This window comes from Pseudomonas donghuensis, assembly GCF_000259195.1.
In the GTDB taxonomy this organism is placed as follows: Bacteria; Pseudomonadota; Gammaproteobacteria; order Pseudomonadales; family Pseudomonadaceae; genus Aquipseudomonas; species Aquipseudomonas donghuensis.
Genome location: NZ_JH650767.1, coordinates 110,830 through 127,666, shown reverse-complemented (window position 1 = coordinate 127,666; position 16,837 = coordinate 110,830). Strand labels below are relative to the sequence as shown.

Annotated in this window: 19 protein-coding genes and 1 pseudogene; 10 read left to right on the top strand and 10 right to left on the bottom strand. The window is 60.4% G+C overall.

Annotated features, from left to right (window positions below; translation table 11 throughout):
* Window positions 1-2: 2 nt before the first annotated feature.
* The gene (mnmH, locus tag UW3_RS0115885; protein ID WP_010223500.1) at window positions 3-1,106 is read right to left on the bottom strand and encodes a tRNA 2-selenouridine(34) synthase MnmH; all 1,104 of its coding nucleotides are present in this window, start codon (window positions 1,104-1,106) and stop codon (window positions 3-5) included.
* Entirely contained in the window at window positions 1,106-2,140 is a 1,035-nt protein-coding gene (gene selD / locus UW3_RS0115880) for a selenide, water dikinase SelD (protein WP_010223499.1), read from the bottom strand. The genes mnmH and selD overlap by 1 nt, the downstream gene beginning before the upstream one ends.
* Before the next feature lie 122 nt (window positions 2,141-2,262).
* Between selD and UW3_RS0115875 the strand changes: the two genes are divergently transcribed.
* Genes UW3_RS0115875 through phnE form a run of 4 tightly spaced genes read left to right on the top strand, consistent with a single transcriptional unit; the run spans window position 2,263 to window position 5,490 of the window.
* The gene (locus tag UW3_RS0115875; RefSeq protein ID WP_010223498.1) at window positions 2,263-3,114 is read left to right on the top strand and encodes a putative selenate ABC transporter substrate-binding protein; all 852 of its coding nucleotides are present in this window, start codon (window positions 2,263-2,265) and stop codon (window positions 3,112-3,114) included.
* Window positions 3,111-3,905, top strand: coding sequence for a phosphonate ABC transporter ATP-binding protein (locus UW3_RS0115870; RefSeq protein WP_010223497.1), 795 nt, complete (start codon window positions 3,111-3,113; stop codon window positions 3,903-3,905). Before UW3_RS0115875 ends, UW3_RS0115870 begins: the two co-directional genes overlap by 4 nt.
* A complete protein-coding gene (locus tag UW3_RS0115865) occupies window positions 3,899-4,726 on the top strand; it encodes a PhnE/PtxC family ABC transporter permease (protein ID WP_010223496.1) in 828 nt (275 codons plus the stop codon). The genes UW3_RS0115870 and UW3_RS0115865 overlap by 7 nt, the downstream gene beginning before the upstream one ends.
* Complete coding sequence (gene phnE / locus UW3_RS0115860; RefSeq protein WP_010223495.1) at window positions 4,723-5,490, top strand: phosphonate ABC transporter, permease protein PhnE; 768 nt, start codon at window positions 4,723-4,725, stop codon at window positions 5,488-5,490. The genes UW3_RS0115865 and phnE overlap by 4 nt, the downstream gene beginning before the upstream one ends.
* Before the next feature lie 37 nt (window positions 5,491-5,527).
* Here the strand turns inward: phnE and UW3_RS0115855 are convergent, their stop codons facing one another.
* From UW3_RS0115855 to UW3_RS28260, 5 genes are all read right to left on the bottom strand, one after another.
* The gene (locus UW3_RS0115855) at window positions 5,528-7,969 is read right to left on the bottom strand and encodes a TonB-dependent siderophore receptor (protein ID WP_010223494.1); all 2,442 of its coding nucleotides are present in this window, start codon (window positions 7,967-7,969) and stop codon (window positions 5,528-5,530) included.
* 107 nt (window positions 7,970-8,076) lie between these two features.
* A complete protein-coding gene (locus UW3_RS0115850) occupies window positions 8,077-9,048 on the bottom strand; it encodes a FecR family protein (RefSeq protein ID WP_010223493.1) in 972 nt (323 codons plus the stop codon).
* Window positions 9,041-9,568, bottom strand: coding sequence for an RNA polymerase sigma factor (locus tag UW3_RS0115845; protein WP_026001351.1), 528 nt, complete (start codon window positions 9,566-9,568; stop codon window positions 9,041-9,043). Before UW3_RS0115845 ends, UW3_RS0115850 begins: the two co-directional genes overlap by 8 nt.
* A gap of 64 nt (window positions 9,569-9,632) precedes the next feature.
* Complete coding sequence (locus tag UW3_RS0115840; protein WP_145959264.1) at window positions 9,633-10,313, bottom strand: hypothetical protein; 681 nt, start codon at window positions 10,311-10,313, stop codon at window positions 9,633-9,635.
* Between the two features lie 334 nt (window positions 10,314-10,647).
* On the bottom strand, window positions 10,648-10,884 hold the full coding sequence (locus UW3_RS28260) for a hypothetical protein (protein ID WP_081492801.1): 237 nt from the start codon (window positions 10,882-10,884) through the stop codon (window positions 10,648-10,650).
* Window positions 10,885-11,309: 425 nt separating this feature from the next.
* Between UW3_RS28260 and UW3_RS0115830 the strand changes: the two genes are divergently transcribed.
* Entirely contained in the window at window positions 11,310-11,603 is a 294-nt protein-coding gene (locus UW3_RS0115830; RefSeq protein WP_026001349.1) for a type II toxin-antitoxin system RelE/ParE family toxin, read from the top strand.
* A 1-nt stretch (window position 11,604) separates the two neighbouring features.
* Window positions 11,605-11,904, top strand: coding sequence for an addiction module antidote protein (locus tag UW3_RS0115825; protein ID WP_010223489.1), 300 nt, complete (start codon window positions 11,605-11,607; stop codon window positions 11,902-11,904).
* Window positions 11,905-11,926: 22 nt separating this feature from the next.
* Here the strand turns inward: UW3_RS0115825 and UW3_RS27130 are convergent.
* Both UW3_RS27130 and UW3_RS0115815 read right to left on the bottom strand, forming a co-directional pair.
* Window positions 11,927-12,553: pseudogene (locus tag UW3_RS27130) on the bottom strand (bestrophin family ion channel); the annotation flags it as partial.
* 52 nt (window positions 12,554-12,605) lie between these two features.
* Window positions 12,606-13,082: a GNAT family N-acetyltransferase gene (locus UW3_RS0115815; protein ID WP_010223487.1), complete on the bottom strand. Its 477-nt coding sequence runs from the start codon at window positions 13,080-13,082 to the stop codon at window positions 12,606-12,608.
* Between the two features lie 139 nt (window positions 13,083-13,221).
* On the opposite strand from UW3_RS0115815, the gene sodC reads away from it, so the two are divergent.
* Complete coding sequence (sodC, locus tag UW3_RS0115810) at window positions 13,222-13,734, top strand: superoxide dismutase family protein (RefSeq protein WP_010223486.1); 513 nt, start codon at window positions 13,222-13,224, stop codon at window positions 13,732-13,734.
* A 72-nt stretch (window positions 13,735-13,806) separates the two neighbouring features.
* Entirely contained in the window at window positions 13,807-14,112 is a 306-nt protein-coding gene (locus UW3_RS0115805) for a HigA family addiction module antitoxin (RefSeq protein WP_026001347.1), read from the top strand.
* Between the two features lie 184 nt (window positions 14,113-14,296).
* On the opposite strand, the gene UW3_RS0115800 is transcribed toward UW3_RS0115805, so the two are convergent.
* On the bottom strand, window positions 14,297-14,980 hold the full coding sequence (locus UW3_RS0115800; RefSeq protein WP_026001346.1) for an AbiV family abortive infection protein: 684 nt from the start codon (window positions 14,978-14,980) through the stop codon (window positions 14,297-14,299).
* 119 nt (window positions 14,981-15,099) lie between these two features.
* On the opposite strand from UW3_RS0115800, the gene UW3_RS0115795 reads away from it, so the two are divergent.
* Both UW3_RS0115795 and UW3_RS0115790 read left to right on the top strand, forming a co-directional pair.
* The gene (locus UW3_RS0115795) at window positions 15,100-15,729 is read left to right on the top strand and encodes a hypothetical protein (RefSeq protein WP_010223483.1); all 630 of its coding nucleotides are present in this window, start codon (window positions 15,100-15,102) and stop codon (window positions 15,727-15,729) included.
* A gap of 669 nt (window positions 15,730-16,398) precedes the next feature.
* Complete coding sequence (locus tag UW3_RS0115790) at window positions 16,399-16,818, top strand: hypothetical protein (protein WP_010223482.1); 420 nt, start codon at window positions 16,399-16,401, stop codon at window positions 16,816-16,818.
* Window positions 16,819-16,837: the final 19 nt, after the last annotated feature.

The window sequence follows — 16,837 nt, the reverse complement described above, 5'->3', positions numbered from 1 at the left end:
GATCAGCGCCGGGCGGCGCGCTCGCGCAGGTACTCGCGCACTTCGCGCTGATCGCCGGCAAACTCGATGCGCTGGGCCTTGCTGTCGCGCTGGTAGGCGTACATCGGGTCATAGTATTCGCTGAGCAGGCCGCTGATCCAGGCGCGGTGCAGCTCCACCGCGCCACTGCGCAGTTGTTCCTGTAGCGCTTGCTGGAGCAACGCCGACAGTCGCTGGTAGCGCTCGCCGCCCAGGCGTTTGAGGATATTGGCCATGCTCCGGGTCAGGCGTTCGGCAAACAGCCTGAAGCCGTTTTCATCACCGTGCAGGGCAACGAACTCGGCGCACAGGTTGATCACGTAATCGCCGAGAATCCGCTCGACGCGGTTGTCAAAGCTGTCTTCCAGCCACACCAGCGGGTAACCCTGCATGCCCTGGTACAGCTCTAGCGGCACCGTGCAGCTGCCGACGATGCGGCCCTCATCTTCCAGCACAAACTGCTCGATGCCCCGGGCGCGTTTCTTCAGCACATCGATGGCCAGGCCGTTCTCGAAGTCAATCTGCCCCGGCTGGCCGGTGGCGCGCTTGCCAAAGCTGGAACCGCGGTGGTTGGCGTGGCCTTCCAGGTCAATGGTGTTATCCAGCAGTTGTAGCACTTCGGTCTTGCCGGTACCGGTGAGGCCGCCGATCAGCACGAAGTCGCACTCCGCCACGGCCTGCCGGGTGGTCTCGATCAGGAACGTGCGCATTGCCTTGTAGCCGCCGACCACTTTCGGATAGTCGATGCCGGCTTCAGCCTTGAGCCACTGCTGGACGATCTGCGAACGCAGGCCACCGCGAAAGCAGTAGAGGTAACCTTCTGGGTTGGCCCGGGCGAACGCGGCCCAGGCGGCAATGCGCTGGTCCTTGGTCTGGCCGCTGACCAGTTGATGGCCGAGGGCGATGGCGGCCTGCTGGCCCTGCTGCTTGTAGCAGGTGCCGACCTTTTGCCGCTCAAGGTCGTTCATCAGCGGCAGGTTGCTGACATTGGGGAAGGCGCCCTTGGTGAATTCGACCGGGGCGCGCAGGTCCATCATGGCTACATCGTTGAGAAACAGCTGGCGGTAGTCGGTGCAGTTGTCGCGCATCAAAGCACCTCAACCGCATGGCTCTGTCGCTCCACCAGTTCGCCGATCGGCGCCAGGTTCAGGCCCAGTTCGGCGGCGACGGCGAGAAACTCCGTTTCACCTTCCGGGGTCACCGCCACCAGCAGCCCGCCGCTGGTTTGTGGATCGCACAGCAGGTGCTTCTGCTCATCGCTCAGGGGCGCGATCTTGTCGCCGTAGCTGTCGAAGTTGCGCAGGGTTCCGCCGGGCACGCAGCCTTCGGCCAGGTAATGCTCGACGCTCGGCAGGCGGGGCACCGCGTTGTAGTTCAGGCGTGCGCTCAGGCCGCTGCCGTCGGCCAACTCCACCAGGTGGCCAAGCAGGCCGAAGCCGGTGACGTCGGTCATGGCCTTGACCGCGGCCAGCTTGCCGAAGCGGCTGCCGGGGGTGTTCAGGGTGCACATCCAGTCGCGGGCCAGGCCCTTGTCCTGATCGCGCAGCTTGGCCTTTTTCTCGGCGGTGGTGAGGATGCCGATACCCAAGGGTTTGGTCAGGTACAGACGGCAACCTGCCGTGGCGGTGTCGTTACGCTTCATGTGACGCTTTTGCACCACGCCGGTTACCGCCAGGCCAAAGATCGGCTCGGGGGCGTCGATGGAGTGGCCGCCAGCCAGGGGAATGCCGGCCTCTGCGCACACGGCACGGCCGCCGCGGATCACTTCACGGGCCACTTCCGGGGCCAGCACATTGACCGGCCAGCCGAGAATGGCGATGGCCATCAGCGGGTCGCCGCCCATGGCGTAGATATCGCTGATGGCGTTGGTGGCGGCAATGCGGCCGAAGTCATAGGGGTCATCGACGATCGGCATGAAGAAGTCGGTGGTCGAAACCACACCGCGTTCGTCATCGAGGGCGTAAACTGCCGCGTCATCGCGCGAAGCGTTGCCGACCCAGAGTTTCGGGTCCAGCGCCTGGGTACCGCTTTCGGCGAGAATCACCTCGAGCATCTTCGGAGAGATCTTGCAGCCACAGCCGGCACCGTGGCTGTACTGGGTCAGGCGAATCGTTTCGCTCATACGCACCTCGAAAAATCGTCAAGGCCCGAGTGTAGCAAAGCTGGCCTTTGCGCCGATGCCTCTTATAATTTCCGGGGTGGCCCGTACCGGCCCTTTCCCCGCTATTGAACCGGAGAATCCCCATGCTCAAACGTCCCCTGGCGCTGTTTGCCGGTCTGCTATTGTCCTGCACGTCTTACCTGGCCCAGGCGGCCGATACCCTGCGGGTCAGCGCGATCCCTGACGAAGCGCCCACCGAACTGCTGCGTAAGTTCAAGCCGTTGGGTGAGTATCTGGAGCAGAAGCTGGGGATGAAAGTCGAGTTCGTGCCGGTGGCAGACTACCCGGCGGTGGTCGAGTCGCTGGTCGCCAACAAGCTGGATATGGCCTGGCTGGGCGGTTTCACTTTCGTGCAGGTGCACCTCAAGGATCCGACAGCCACGCCTTTGGTACAGCGTGAACAGGACGCCAAGTTCACCAGCAAATTCATCACCGCCAACCCGGATGTGAAGAGCCTCGCCGATCTCAAGGGCAAGACCTTTGCCTTCGGTTCCATTTCGTCCACCTCGGGCAGCCTGATGCCGCGCTACTTCATGCTCAAGGATGGCATCAAGCCTGAAACTTACTTCAGCCGCGTCGCCTATTCCGGTGCCCACGATGCTACGGCGGCGTGGGTCCAGGCCGGCAAGGCCGACGGTGGGGTACTCAACGCCAGCGTCTGGGAAAAGCTGGTGGCCTCGGGCAAGGTCGATACCAATAAGGTGAAGGTGTTCGCCACCACCCCAAGCTACTTCGATTACAACTGGACCGTGCGCGGCAGCCTCGACCCGGCGCTGAAAGACAAGATCAAACAGGCGTTCCTCGACCTCGATCCGGCCAAGCCCGCCGACAAGGCCATCCTCGACCTGCAGGCCGCCAGCCGCTTTATCGAAACCAGCCCGGACAACTACAAGGGCATCGAAGAGGCCGCGCGCGCCGCCGAACTGCTGAAATGACCATCCGTTTGACCGGCGCCAGCCTGCGCCATGGCCAGGTCCAGGCCCTGCACGGCATCGACCTGCAGATTGGCGCCGGCGAGCGGGTGGCGATCATCGGCCCTTCGGGGGCGGGCAAGTCGAGCCTGTTGCAGTTGCTGGGCACTGCCCTGGCCCCCAGTACCGGCGCCGTCGAGCTGCTCGATGTGGCGCCCTGGCGCTTGTCGGCCGGGGCGCGTCAGCGCCTGCGCGCGCGCATCGGCCTGATCCATCAGGCGCCGCCGCTGCCACCGCGCCAGCGGGTGGTGACGGCGGTGCTGGCCGGGCGCCTGGGGCAGTGGAGCACCTTGCGCGGGCTGCTCAATCTGCTGCACCCGGCGGACGTTCCGGGTGTACGCGAAGTGCTGACGAGCCTGGGCATGGCCGAGAAGATTTTTGTCCAGTGCGGGCAACTGTCCGGTGGCCAGTTGCAGCGGGTCGGCATTGCCCGGGCACTGTATCAGCAACCACAGATTCTGCTGGCTGACGAGCCGGTTTCGGCCATGGACCCGGTGCTGGCCGAACACAGCCTGAAAACCCTCAACCAGCATGCCAATGAGCGCGGCGTGACCCTGATCGCCAGCCTGCATGCGGTAGAGCTGGCGCTGGCGCATTTCCCGCGGGTGATTGGTGTTCGAGAAGGGCGGATCGTCTTTGATCGCCCGGCGAGCGAGGTCTCCAGCGACATGCTCGATGGCTTGTATGCCAACGAACATCTGGTGTCGCCGCCGCTACCGCTGCCAGCGTTGAACCTGCAGATTCCCCGATGCTGAAGGTCGATAGCCGCGACCCGGCGGCACTGCCCAGGGTGCTGCTGGCGCTGCTGGCGATTGCCCTGTTGTGGCCGGGCATCCGCCTCAGCGAACTGAACCCCGGCGTATTGCTGCAGGCCGACAACCGCCGGGAGATGGCCACTTTCCTCAGCGCCTTCTGGCCGCCGGCCCATGAGCCTGACTTCCTTCGGCTGCTTTTGGATGCCACCTTGCAGACCCTGGCAGTGGCTACCGCCGGCATGACCCTGGCCTTGCTGCTGGCGATCCCGGCCAGCCTGCTGGCCAGCCGGGCGCTGTCGTTGCGCGCTGCCTCACGGGGCGGGCGCCTGGGCTTCTGGTCGCGCACCTTGCGTCTGCCGGTGCGCGCCTTGTTGATCTTCCTGCGTAGCGTGCCGGAGATCGTCTGGGCGCTGTTGTTCGTCCGCGCGGTCGGCCTGGGCCCGACCGCCGGGGTGCTGGCCATCGCCATTACCTACAGCGGCATGCTTGGCAAGGTCTACGCGGAGATCTTCGAATCGGTCGACCAGCGCCCGGCCCATGCCTTGTTGCAGGCCGGCAGCAGCCGCTTGAGCGCGTTTTTTTACGGCATCCTGCCCGCTGCGGCGGCGGAGCTGGTGTCCTACACGGTGTACCGCTGGGAATGCGCGATCCGTGCCTCGGTGGTGATGGGCTTTGTCGGCGCGGGCGGGTTGGGCCAGCAGATCGACCTGTCCATGCGCATGTTCGCAGGCGCCGAGGTAGCAAGCATGCTGCTGACGTTTCTGCTGCTGGTATGGCTGGCCGACCAGCTCAGTCGCCTGCTGCGCGGGAGGCTGGCATGAGAGCGTTGGTCAACACGGCGCTGGTGCTGGCGCTGTTGGCGGCGGTGGCAGCTTCGTTCGCTTATTTGAGTCTTGATCTGCAGGCGCTGTTTGGCGATGGCGGGTTAGGGCAGATGGGTGCATACGCGCTGCGATTCCTCAGCCCCGACCTGAGCCCCGATCACCTGCGGGCGGTTGGCAAAGGCGCACTGGAAACCCTGGCGATGTCAGGGCTGGGTACCTTGCTTGCGGTGGTGCTCGGCCTGTTGCTGGCCTTGCCGGCAGCCGGGCGTTTTGGCTGGCCGTTGCAAGGCGTAGCGCGCCTGCTGCTCAACGCATTGCGAGCGATTCCGGAGCTGGTGTGGGCGGCCTTGACCGTCCTGGCCGCGGGCCTTGGACCGAATGCCGGCACGCTGGCCTTGGCCTTGCATACCTCAGGCGTACTCGGCCGCCTGTTCGCCGAAGCGCTGGAAAACACCCCGCCAGAACCGGCTGCGGCCATTCGCCTGCAAGGCGGCAGCCAGGTCACGGCGTTCTGCTTCGGCACCTTGCCCAACCTCTGGCCGCAGTTGCTGGCCTACAGCCTGTACCGCTGGGAGAACAACATCCGCATGGCCAGCGTACTGGGTTTTGTTGGTGCCGGTGGCCTGGGGCAGATGCTCTACACCACCCTGAGCCTGTTCCAGGAAGCCCAGGCCAGCACGGTGATCATCGCCATGCTGGTGCTGGTGTTGCTGGTGGATGCCTTGAGTGACGTGCTCAGGCAGCGGTTTGTGCGGGCTTGATCAGTCCGCTGGCTTTGTTTACCGCGATGTGCCCGGATCAGAAGTCCCAGCGGGTGCTCAGCATGAAATTGCGTGGCTCACCATAAGCCGCCGAGTTATAGAAACCGACGTTGGTGTAGTAGTACTTGTCGAAAAGGTTGTTGATGTTGAGCGTTGCCGACAGGTGTTCGCTGAACTGGTAACGGGTCATCAGGTCCACCAGCCAGTAGGACTCCTGGGAGATGTCTTGGTAATGCCCGAGAGGGGCGTTGTAGATCGATTGCCAACCCACGCTTTGCCAGCGCGCGCCGGCGCCGACGGTCAGGTTTTCCAGGCGACCGTTGAGCTTGTAGCTGGTGTACAGGCTGACCTGGTCCTCCGGTTCAAAGGTCGAGATCTTTTGATCATTGTCATCGCGCACGATCTTGTGGGTGTAGCCGGCCTGCAACTGCCAGCCCGGGCTGAGCTCCCCGGAAATCTCCAGCTCATACCCTTTAGTCACCGCCTGGGTGCCTTTGAAGGCATAGTTGGGTGGCGTGGGTTGCAGGTTGTTGTAGTCATCATCGGGCATGGAGCGGTTGTCTTCATGCACCTCGAAGTAGGCCAGGCTGCTGTTCAGGCGGCCTTCGAAAAAGTCCGCCTTCAGGCCCAACTCGTAGTTCTGCCCTTCGTCCGGTTCGAGCAGCTTGCTGTCGCGGTCTTTGTTCCAGCTTTCCTGGGGCATGAAAATGTCGGTGTAGCTGGCGTACACCGAATAGGTGTCGTTGAGGTCATAGACTGCGCCGACGTAAGGCACGAAGCGTCCCGACTCCTTGTAGGACGGGTTCAGGCCTGTCAGGTGATAGTTCACGACGCGACCGCCAAGAAAGACTTTCAGGTCATCGCTGAGGTTCAGCCGGGTGGTCATGTAGGCGCCGGTCTGGCGCACCACATCATCGCTACGTTGGGACACCGGGCCCCAGTCAGGCTCTGGGAAATTGCCGTTCCAATGATTGAAATCGACAATGTTGGGACCGCGATGGGTCACGTCCCAGTAGCCCTTGCCTTTCCAGTGCGAGGTGCCGATCGAACCACCCAGCACCAGCTCATGCTCGCGCCCCAGTAACGTGAAGGGCCCGCTGACATAGAGATCGGCCGAGTCGCTGGTGGTTTCGCCAGTGTACTTCTGCGCGTTGATGCTGGCGGTGCCATCGGGCTTGGGCTGGTCGAACTGAATCGAGCCAAGCGCGGCATGGTAGCCATTGATCTTGTGGTCCAGTTGCAGCTTGGTGACCCAGCCATCGCCCAGCTCATGTTCGAGGGTGGCGAACACGGTGCGGGTGTATTGCTCCCAGCCGCTCCAGTCGGTGCCGTTGTTGAACGAGCGCGAGACGCTGTTGTGACCACCCGCGGAGTTGATCAGCGGGAAGCTCCCCGACCAGCTCGAGCCTTTGGGGTTGCTGTCCTGATAATCGCCGCCCACGGTCAACATCGTGTCAGGTGACAGATCAAACTCGAGGATGCCGTAGTACACCGAGCTTTTACGCGAGTAGTGGTCCATGAACGAGTTCTTGTCCTGGTAGGCCGCCACCGCCCGGCCACGGACATTGCCGGTGTCGGTCAGGGGCCCGCTGAGGTCCAGTTCGCTGCGGTAGTTATCCCAGGAGCCCATCCCGGCGCTGGCGTGGCCCTGGAAATCAGCGGTGGGTTTTTTACGCACCAGATTGATGGTGGCGCCCAGGGACCCGGCACCGGTTAACAGTCCTGTGGCGCCTTTAAGTACCTCGACACGGTCATAGATGGCCATGTCGCTCAGGGTATTGCCCGCCGAATAGGCGACGTTGCGTACGGTGGAGGGAATGCCGTCGTACTGGAAGTTGTTGATGGAAAAACCACGGGCGTAATAGTTGGTACGGTCGCTGTCGAAGGCCGAGACGGTGATACCGGGTGTATGGCGCATCACGTCATCAACGTTGTTGAGGCCGAAGTCATCCATGTGCTGGCGAGTGATGACGGTGATCGACTGCGGGGTTTGCCGGGGTGTCAGGACCAGGCGCGTTGCCGTGGCGATAGTGCCTGGGGTATAGGAGCCCGTACCTTCGGTAACCGTGCCTAGCTGGTTACTGATAATACTGGTGGCGCCCAGCTCCAGTGCCGAACCCGGGGCAGGGCGGCGCACGAGCATGACTGCATTCGCGCCGTTGGGCTCGAAGCCCAGCTGTGTGCCTGCCAGCAGTTGGGCCAGCGCTTGTTGGCTGGTCATCTGGCCACTGACACCGGACGATTGCACACCTTGGGCCAGATCTGCCGAATAGGCGATCTGCAAGCCACTCTGCTCGCTCAATTGATCGAGGGCGTTGGCCAGAGGTTGTGCGGCAATGGCGAAATCGTGGGTGCTCAGCACCTGGTTGCCAATCGGTGTGTCGATGATCTCGGCGGCTATGGCGTTGCTACAGGCCAGGTAGATGGCCAGTGCCAGGATGCTATGGGCGTGGGTTGGGTGGAGTGCTGGAAGGTGCATGCGAGCCCCGTTCTGAATAGGAATTATTTGCAAGCGCAAAAACCTTGACGGGTTGAAAGCTCGAAAGCCGTAAAACTTTTTTCACCGGTGTGATCGGCTGGTGTCGCTCAGCGAACCACAAGGGTTCCGCCGGGCAGGCGGGTGACCTGTGTGGCGGTAACTTTGCTCAGCGCCTGGACAATCGCCAGGGGCTCATCCAACTGGTAATTGCCGCTGACGCGCTGAGTGGCGGCAGTGCTGTTGAACAGCAGGATGGGCGCCGGGTAGTAGCGGCGCAACTCGCTGAGAACGTCGGCCAGCGGCGCATCCTGGAACGACAGGCGGCCATTGATCCAGGCCATCTGCCGTTCGCCGCCTTCCTGGTGCGCAGGTTGCAGGTGCCCGGCCTTGAGTTGTTGCCAGTTACCGGCCAGCAGCAGGTTGTTGTCACCGGCGTTGTTGGCGAAGCGTACCCGGCCTTCGCGTACGGCAACGGTGACTTGCTTGTCACGCTTGCTGACGCTGAAGCGAGTACCGACCACCGTTACCCTGGCTTCGCCGGTATCGATGATCAACGGGCGCGCGGCGTCGTGAAAGGCTTCGATGTAAAGGTCGCCACGCAGCAAGCGAATATGCCGGGATTGACCGTCAAACGCGGTGCTGATTGCGCTGTTGCTGCCCAGGACGATATGCGAACCGTCAGCCAGCTCCAGGTGTTCGACCTGGGCAATGGCGGTCAGGTGCTCGGCTTGCAAGCGCATCGGCACATCGGCCATCCAGCCGGCACCGAGCATCAGCAGTACGGCAGCGGCGGTGGCCAGGTATTGGCGCATTGGGCGTCGCCAGGAGCGCTGGACAGGCGCGGGTGGCAACCCCAGATCGACTTCCAGGCTTTGCAGAGCCTGCTCGAACGCGCGGTTGTTCCACAGTGCTTCTAGCTCGGCATAGGCTGCGTCATGTTCTGCATCGGCACCGCGCCACTGCTCGAAGCGCTGGCGGGTTGCCTGATCACTGGCGATCTGGGCACGGTGGGCGAACCAGTAGCTTGCCTGCTCTCTGGCCGATTCGCCGGGAATGAGGAGGGGGGATGCTTCAGTCATGGGCGGTCTGCATGTCGGTGGCTTTAATGCAGGCAGTGAGCGCATTGCGTAGGTCTTTTTCCACCGTGCTCAGAGAAACCTGCAGGCGCTGGGCAATCTCAGCTTGGGCAAGGCCATGCAGTTTATGCAATATCAGGATTTGTTGCTGGCGTTTGGGTAAGGTTGCGAGCACTTGCTGAAACTGTTGCAACTGTTGCTGGCCCTGGGCGTGACTGTCCGGGCCAGGCGCGCTGGTCGGCACTTCCACCACAAGGTTTTCATCCGCGTACGGGTCTTCGAAGCGACGCTTGCTTCGTTGACTGCGCAAGTGATCGAATGCCAGGTACTGGGCGGTTTGGTAGAGGAACGGGTGCAAATGCTCGATCGGTCGGGTGTTCAGCGCTTTAGCCACTTTCAGATAGGTTTCCTGCGCCAGGTCCTCGGCCAGGCTGGCGCAGCCGACGACTCGCGACAGCATGCGGATCAAGGCACTGCGCTGCCCGATAAAAAGCGTGCTGAGCTTTTGTTGATTCGTCTCCACGGCCACAGCCCCCGCCACCCTGATTTCGCCCCACGCGAGTCGCGCATACTAATAAGAGTGAGTCTCATTTCCAAGGGGTTTCACGAGCGGGCAGATCATGGCTGGCCCATTCCAGGTAGCGGATGATCCGTTCCTTGTAATGCAGGTGATCGCGCACCACTATCAATCCGAGCCACAGCACCAGTAGGACGGCGAAGGTCAGCAGGATGACCAGGTTGCCTTTGCCGAACGCCCACAGCTCGGTCAATTTGGCCTTTTCGGCGGCAATGGTGGCGAGGAAGGTCATGATCGCCACGAACATCGCGTTCTGGGTCAGGTTCAACGACTTGGGCGGGTTCTCGGAAATCTTCGCAAACGCTACGATCTCGGCCGCCTGGGCCGCACTGACAGCGTTCTGTTCAAGCATCTGCAGGAAATGTGCATAGCGCAGGTAGCTGTCGCGCTGCAGCAGCGGCTGGCTGGCGATGGCGTGGCGTTGATACAGGCTTTTGAACTGCTCGGCGACAAAGTACTCACGGGCCAGCAACAGCGCCCACATGCACAGGCTGGTACTGAACATCACCGTAACCGGTCCCAGCGGGTGCTGTTGCACGCTGAAGGACGCGCTGACCACCAGAATGATTGCCAGCACCACCAGCCAGGTCGGCAACAGGTGCGCTGCCAGCGGATTGTGGCGAATCGCGTGCCAATAGTTCGGGCGGCTGCGTTTGTAGAGCTGCAGCATTTCGCTCCATTGTTGAAACATCGTTACCTCGGGCGCAGGGTCTTACCTTGAGGATAACGGCCGCGCGGGCGAAATCCTCACTGGGTTTTACCTGTTGCGTGCTCGGCCTGCTGCAAACCCAGGCCCATGTCATCAACAATCGCCTTGCCATCTCGCCCAGAAGGTGCGCGGCCCAGGCCAGGGTGGGGTCTTCTTCGCTGGCACCTAGCGAGGCGTGCTCCAGTGCCTGTTCGCTGGGGATGCCCGGGTCGGCTGCGCCGCCCATCGCCGGCAAGTCCGGCTCCCACAAACGATCGGCATGCGCCGAACCCTGTGGGAGCTGGCTTGCCAGCGATCGAGCGCAAAGCGCTCGTAATCAGTGGGCTACCTGAACGCAGGCCAGCGCCTGTTCAACCCGCCAGCGCGCCGTTTCCATCTCGTGCAGGGCAGTACGCACCAGCGCCTGCCCATGCCTATCGGGATGCAACAACACCGCTTGCTGGCCGACAGCCAGGGCACAGGCCAGATGCTCGCCGGCATGAACCAGGATGTCTTCAAGGCAATGAGGGGAATCGGTGGAGAGAAGCGGGGGATCGGGGACTATTTTCAGCATGGTCAGCTCCTGTATCGGTCGAGCCGCCACAAACCCGCTGTCAAACAGGAGGGTGGCAGCAGTACGTGGGTTGACAGACCGGTGATACAGGAACCGGCGCACACGAATGTGCCCCACGCACAGCTGCCATAGAGCAGTGCGACTGTATCAACAGCGGTCTGTCAAAACCGGTCGTTGATTTGGCAACGACCGGCCAAGACTAGGCAGCTAGCGATGCAGGCGCAACAGCTGAAGTGCTTGGGGATTATGCTTGGGAAATGGACTACACGAAACAGCGAAGCAGCGGTATCCAGCAACCTTTCTCTCGGTGTCATTGTTGCCATCTTCAGGCATCTGCATAACCCGGCCAAATTTCTGGCCAGGCGATGAGAGGTGTGGGTTGCTGGTTGCTTGCTTGTATCCAAGGGGATACATTGGTGTGAGCCTTGAAATACAGTGTTTTGCAAACGCCCAGATTCACCTCTTGGTTGATTTCCGTACGCGACATGCATGCAAGGGTGGCAATCGCACGGCGAATAGAGCGTGTAACGGCGGGAAATCTGGGAGATGTGAAGTCCGTCGGTGGTCAGGTCTGCGAGATGCGCATCGATGTGGGGGCGGGTTATCGGGTGTATTTCACGGCTCGGGACGGTGTAGTCATTGTTTTGTTGGCAGGTGGTGACAAGTCATCGCAATCTGTTGATATCCAACTGGCCAGGAAGCTGGCCAAGGAAATTTGATATGAGTTTGTCACTTACTACGTTTGATATGGCCGCGTTGCTCGATAGCGATGAGACAATCAGCGAGTACCTTTCTCAAGTGCTGGCGGATGGTGATCATGACGAACTGATTCGCGCCCTCGGCTATATCGCCAAGGCTCGCGGCATGAGCCAGATCGCAACTGCCAGTGGATTGGGGCGCGAGAGCCTGTACAAGGCGTTGACCCCCGGTGCGAAGCCTCGTTTTGACACTGTACTGAAGGTCATCCGGGCGCTAGGGATTGATCTTCTGGCCCACCCTCATGCTTCGTCGAGACTCTGAGTCGCCCGCACTCGATTGCACGTCAATGGGTAGATTCGCCAACCAGCTCCCCACACTGCGCATCCCGTTGCATCGACTCCAAATTCCTTTCGATGGTCTCACAAATCGCATCCATCTGAATCTGATGCTCACTGATCCGGAACGGGCTCTGCAAACAGAACAGCGAAATAAACAGCCGCGGGAAATACACGTAAGGGTAGGGCAGGGGCGTGTTGGCGATGCGCTCCATGCCGCCCTGGCTGTTGGACAGGTCGACCAGGGTCGATTCCAGCCGCGCCAGGCGAATGCTGTCCAGGCGCCCGGCCTTGTATTCGCGGGTTAGCAGCGCCGCAGAGCCGGTGAGGATGTCGTTGGCGAAGTTGTTCGAGCGGCTGCGCCGGTCGAATTCTTCGGGCGGGATGAAGGCCATCAGTTCATCCGGGCACGGTTCGCCGCGAAGGTGTGCGGCCAGGCAGTTCACATAGGCGATATGGCGGCGCAGCAATGTCGTCTTGATTGGGTTGACGCCGTCATCCAAATCATCGATCAGCGTCAGCACCTGGCGGGCAAAGCTGCGTGAACTGTTGACCAGCCCGCCCCACAAGGTGCGCGCTTCCCACCAGCGGTTGTAGGCGCTGCTGTTGCGAAAGCTGACCAGCACCACCAGCGCACGGGATCGAACACCGTCGCACGCTCAAGGTTCGTTGCAGCCCATCGATCGGCTACAGCGCCTGCTTCATCTGCACCAGTGCGACCCGCGTATTGCCGGGGCCCTCACGTTCGACGATGGCGAAGGGCTCAAAGCCCAGCTGTGGATAAAGCAGCAGCCCGGCGGTGTTGCTGTTGAAACATGACACCTGCACCTCGCGAGCCTCGAACTGACGGCGCGCCAGCTCGATCATGCTCTGCACCAGATAGCGCGCTACGCCATGGCCGCGCGCGGCGGGGGCCACCACCACATTGCCAAGGGCGCAAACGCCACCATGCTCTGCCTTGTAGAAGTTAGCGAAGGCCAGCACGGTCCCGTCGCCCTCGACCACGGTCGAGCCGTTGCGCTGGGCGATGGCCTCGCTCAGTTGCGCGGGTGTCAGCGGGTACCTGGCCTTGGGGAACATGTAGAACAGCTCGTCCGGGCCCTGGGGGAAGCAGCAAATGGCAGCGATGTCGTGGGGCTGGACGGGGCGGTGGGTCAATTGCATGGCGCGACTCGATCTGCAAATGAGGGGGGACAGTGATCCTACACATTTTGACAAAGCCGGTAATGCAATCCCCACGCCGGACCAAGGGTCTCCTTGATAAGGTGCCCTTCGGCTGCATCGACCCACAAGGAGCAACACCATGAAAGCACTCTTGTTCACTGCCGCCCTGGCAACAGCGGGCGCCGCCCAGGCCCAGACTGTGGAACTGGCCCTGGTGGGCGCCGACGGCAGCGCCAAACCGGTCGGTACCATCACCCTCGAGCAGAACCAATACGGCACCCTGCTCACGCCTGACCTGCGCGACTTGCCGCCGGGCGTACACGGTTTTCACCTGCACGAACAGCCTTCCTGTGCACCGGCAACCGCCGATGGCAAGACCACACCGGCAGGTGCCGCGGGCGGGCACTGGGATCCGCAACAGAGTAAAAAACACCTGGGCCCATACGACGATGCCGGGCATAAAGGCGACTTGCCGGCCCTGTATGTCAGCGCCGACGGCACTGCCCGTTATCCGGTCCTGGCGCCACGCCTGAAGGCCGAAGAGTTCAAGGGCCATGCGCTGATGGTGCATGGCGGCGGTGATAACCACAGCGATCACCCACAGGCGTTGGGTGGTGGTGGGGCGCGGATTGCGTGTGGGGTGGTGCAGTGACGGGCAATCCATTGCGCAATGCGCTAAGCCTGTAAGTGTTGAAACTACGGACTTCCACTGAGGTGCATCATGATCTGCAAGAACGCCATGCGTCCGGTCCACCCAGGAGAGGTCTTGCGCGAGGACTTCCAAAGCGAGATGGGTGTTAGCGCTGCCGCTTTGGCTCGTGCGCTCGGCGTATCTGCCACTTCGATCCATGGCGTTCTTTCTCGGCGTCGCGGTGTATCGGCAGGCATGGCCTTGCGCCTCGCCACCTGCCTGGACACCACCCCCGAGTTCTGGCTCAACCTGCAGACGGCGTTTGACCTGCGCACTGCCGAGCTCAATCACGGTGAGGAAATCCACCGGCAGGTGCAGCGCCTGGTGGCTTGCGCTTGATTCGCCGGGCACAAAAAAACCGACCCTAGGGTCGGTTTCTTTTTGCGTTTGGTGCCCGAGGGAGACTCGAGCGTTCCATATAATCCGTGACGTGTAGCTCTGTTATGCGACAAAGGATACATGTAGGGATACACGGTCGTAAGTGCTGTGCTTCACAAAAGGGTAAGCTGGGTGGGAGAACAGGTCAATTGTCCAGGCCACCGCGAGCGAACTGCTCCATTTTGTTTGGTCCGGCATCTTTCAAGCCTTCCGCTTGCATAGCTCCATACCAATCGATCAAGGCCTGCTTCATTTGTCGGTCACTCTGTTTCCAAACAGGCCCAAGATGCTCAACCCACAATGCGATCTCTCGCTCAGTCGTCAAGGCGCCAGAGCTTAAGGTCTCTGCTGTATTGACGAGCATTTTTGCCAGATCGAGGTCGATGACCTCATCCGGGAGTGACCAATGAGCTTTGCTCCCCAAACAGTCAGTGTAGAAACCTATCTGTTTCAGTTGATCCAGAAGCTGTGGGTGATCCGACTCCTCGTCAAACAGTGGGCGCATGTCATCGAGAGATTGAGCTCCAGCGGCCACCAGTTGTGGAAGAGTCCACTGTAGATTCTTGCTGGTATGAGACCGATATCTCCTCCACTCCATTTTCAGATCTTGCTCGTTTTCGGCAAATGCCAACCCGCGAAGAATGGAAATCTTTCCGGCCTCTTCAATGGATAGGATTGCTAGCGATACGGCTGACGGAAGCCGATCAGAGTCAAGAAGCAATCTGGCATCCTTGGCAAGCCGTGCCGCGTTTTGTAACGCGGCGTTCATTCCATTCGCTATTTGAGAAATGGAAAGTGGGCCTTTGTAGCTGTCGAGTTTTTTCTGCAAGGTGGGCCCCTCGTGCGTTATAGGGATGGACGAATGTAGCGGCGCCGGTGGGAGGTTCTGCTATAACCGGTCACAGCCGGTGTGGCGCTTGTCAATTATCAAGATAAGAGTGTTCAGCAATGCATTCCAACCAGGCAGTAAGCCAAGCTTTGCAAATTAGGTTCGCCGCTTTCGAACGGCACGACAAGGATGATTACGAAAGTGAAGACATCGCTCATGGCGCCGCTCTTCTTGCTTTGGACGTCGGGATTATTACGAATGACTCCTTACTGATCGCCCAAGCACAAGAGGTTCTCGCCAGCATTAACCGTAGTCGTCAGCTAGCGGAGGAGCAGGATGCGCAGTACATGGCCGACAGCTACGCCGCAATGGACGCTTCACAGGAGAAGCACAAGCAGGCGTTTGCAATGGTGAAAGAACTAGTGGGTAAAGAGTTTCATGATCCCCGCTGGAGCGCGTTGATTGAAATCTACCAAGAGGCGTTCCCGACATTTCTGGTTCGAGCTTCGGTCTATGCGAGGATTGGTCCAAAACAGGCAGCTAATCGACTTCGTCATGAGCTGGTTAAACTGGTGAAGGACAAGCGGTTGGACAGAGCGCCCACGCTGGGTGAGGTACACGCACTGCTGCCGGATGCCAAAGCCCTTTTAGAGTCTCGCACCGTTGGCTATTTGGAGCGGGCCCTACCGGGGTTTGATTTCCGAGGTCATCCGATCTTGAGCTCTAAAACGGTGCCGGGGACCCTGTGAGCTTTGCAGTTACACGGGGTCGGAAACCCGCGCCGTCTTGCTAGCGGGCGGCCGGTTGACGATGGTTGACAGTTGACGAGGTTGACGGCCTCCCGATGAGAAGGGTCAGTAGGCTAGAGAATGATTGATTGGGTTCACCACCCAGACGGGTGTGTTAACCCAGTTCACCTGTTCACTAAGCTGGACGCCCTGCTGCTAACAAAGTCTCGCGGGTTTCCGACCCCGCGTCCCAATGAACGCCTCAGGGACCCCGGCGTACTTTGGACCATGCACGTGACATTCGCTGGAGGGAATGATGCGTCCGGGGAGCTGGGGTTACGTTGCCCCTAAAAACCGTGTTACCCATGTTACTGGTGTAACGATGTTATCTAACCGACTGTATTTATTGGGTATTTATTAAGTAACACTGTCGTTGTGCGTCAGCAGTTGGAAATGTTACTAGGCTAACTGGTGTAACGCTTCAGAAGAATGAATGTGCGCTATGATGTAGGCCGTTTGGATCGTCATCTGCCCAGTAGTATTATCAGCAGCCTGTCTAGTGCGGACAGCAGGCTACCAGGTCCATTTTGTGCCAAGTAGCCGTCGGCCAAAATAGCAAACATTCAAAGCGCCTACTAAGCTGGGGCCGATACAGAACGTAGGGCGCATCAGAAAACGAGGAGGAAGATATTGGATTTTATTGTCGTCACTCATTCTTTTCGTAAAGGGTTTGATGCACAAAAATTTCGAGGCCAGCTCCCGACACACCTGCAGACATTCCCACGGGGCTGTTGTGGTGTCGTTTCGGAGCTGCTCGGGGACTATCTCAATACCCAGCTAGGTTTGCGGGTTGAATACGTGTGTGGCGAGCGTGACGGCGGCTCCCATGCTTGGCTTGAGCTCGACGATGTAGTTATTGACATTACCAGCGACCAGTTCGATGGCCGCCCCCCAGTATTCATCGCTGTAAAAGATGATTGGTATGCGTCATGGGAGGAGTCGGCGCGGCACATTGCAATTCATCATCCAAGTGCCTGGACCTACAGCGAGGAGCGCAACATACTTCGAGCAGTGCTCAGCGAGGCCGGCCTCCCGAAATTAACAACGTAAAAAAACTGCAGAGGTCAAA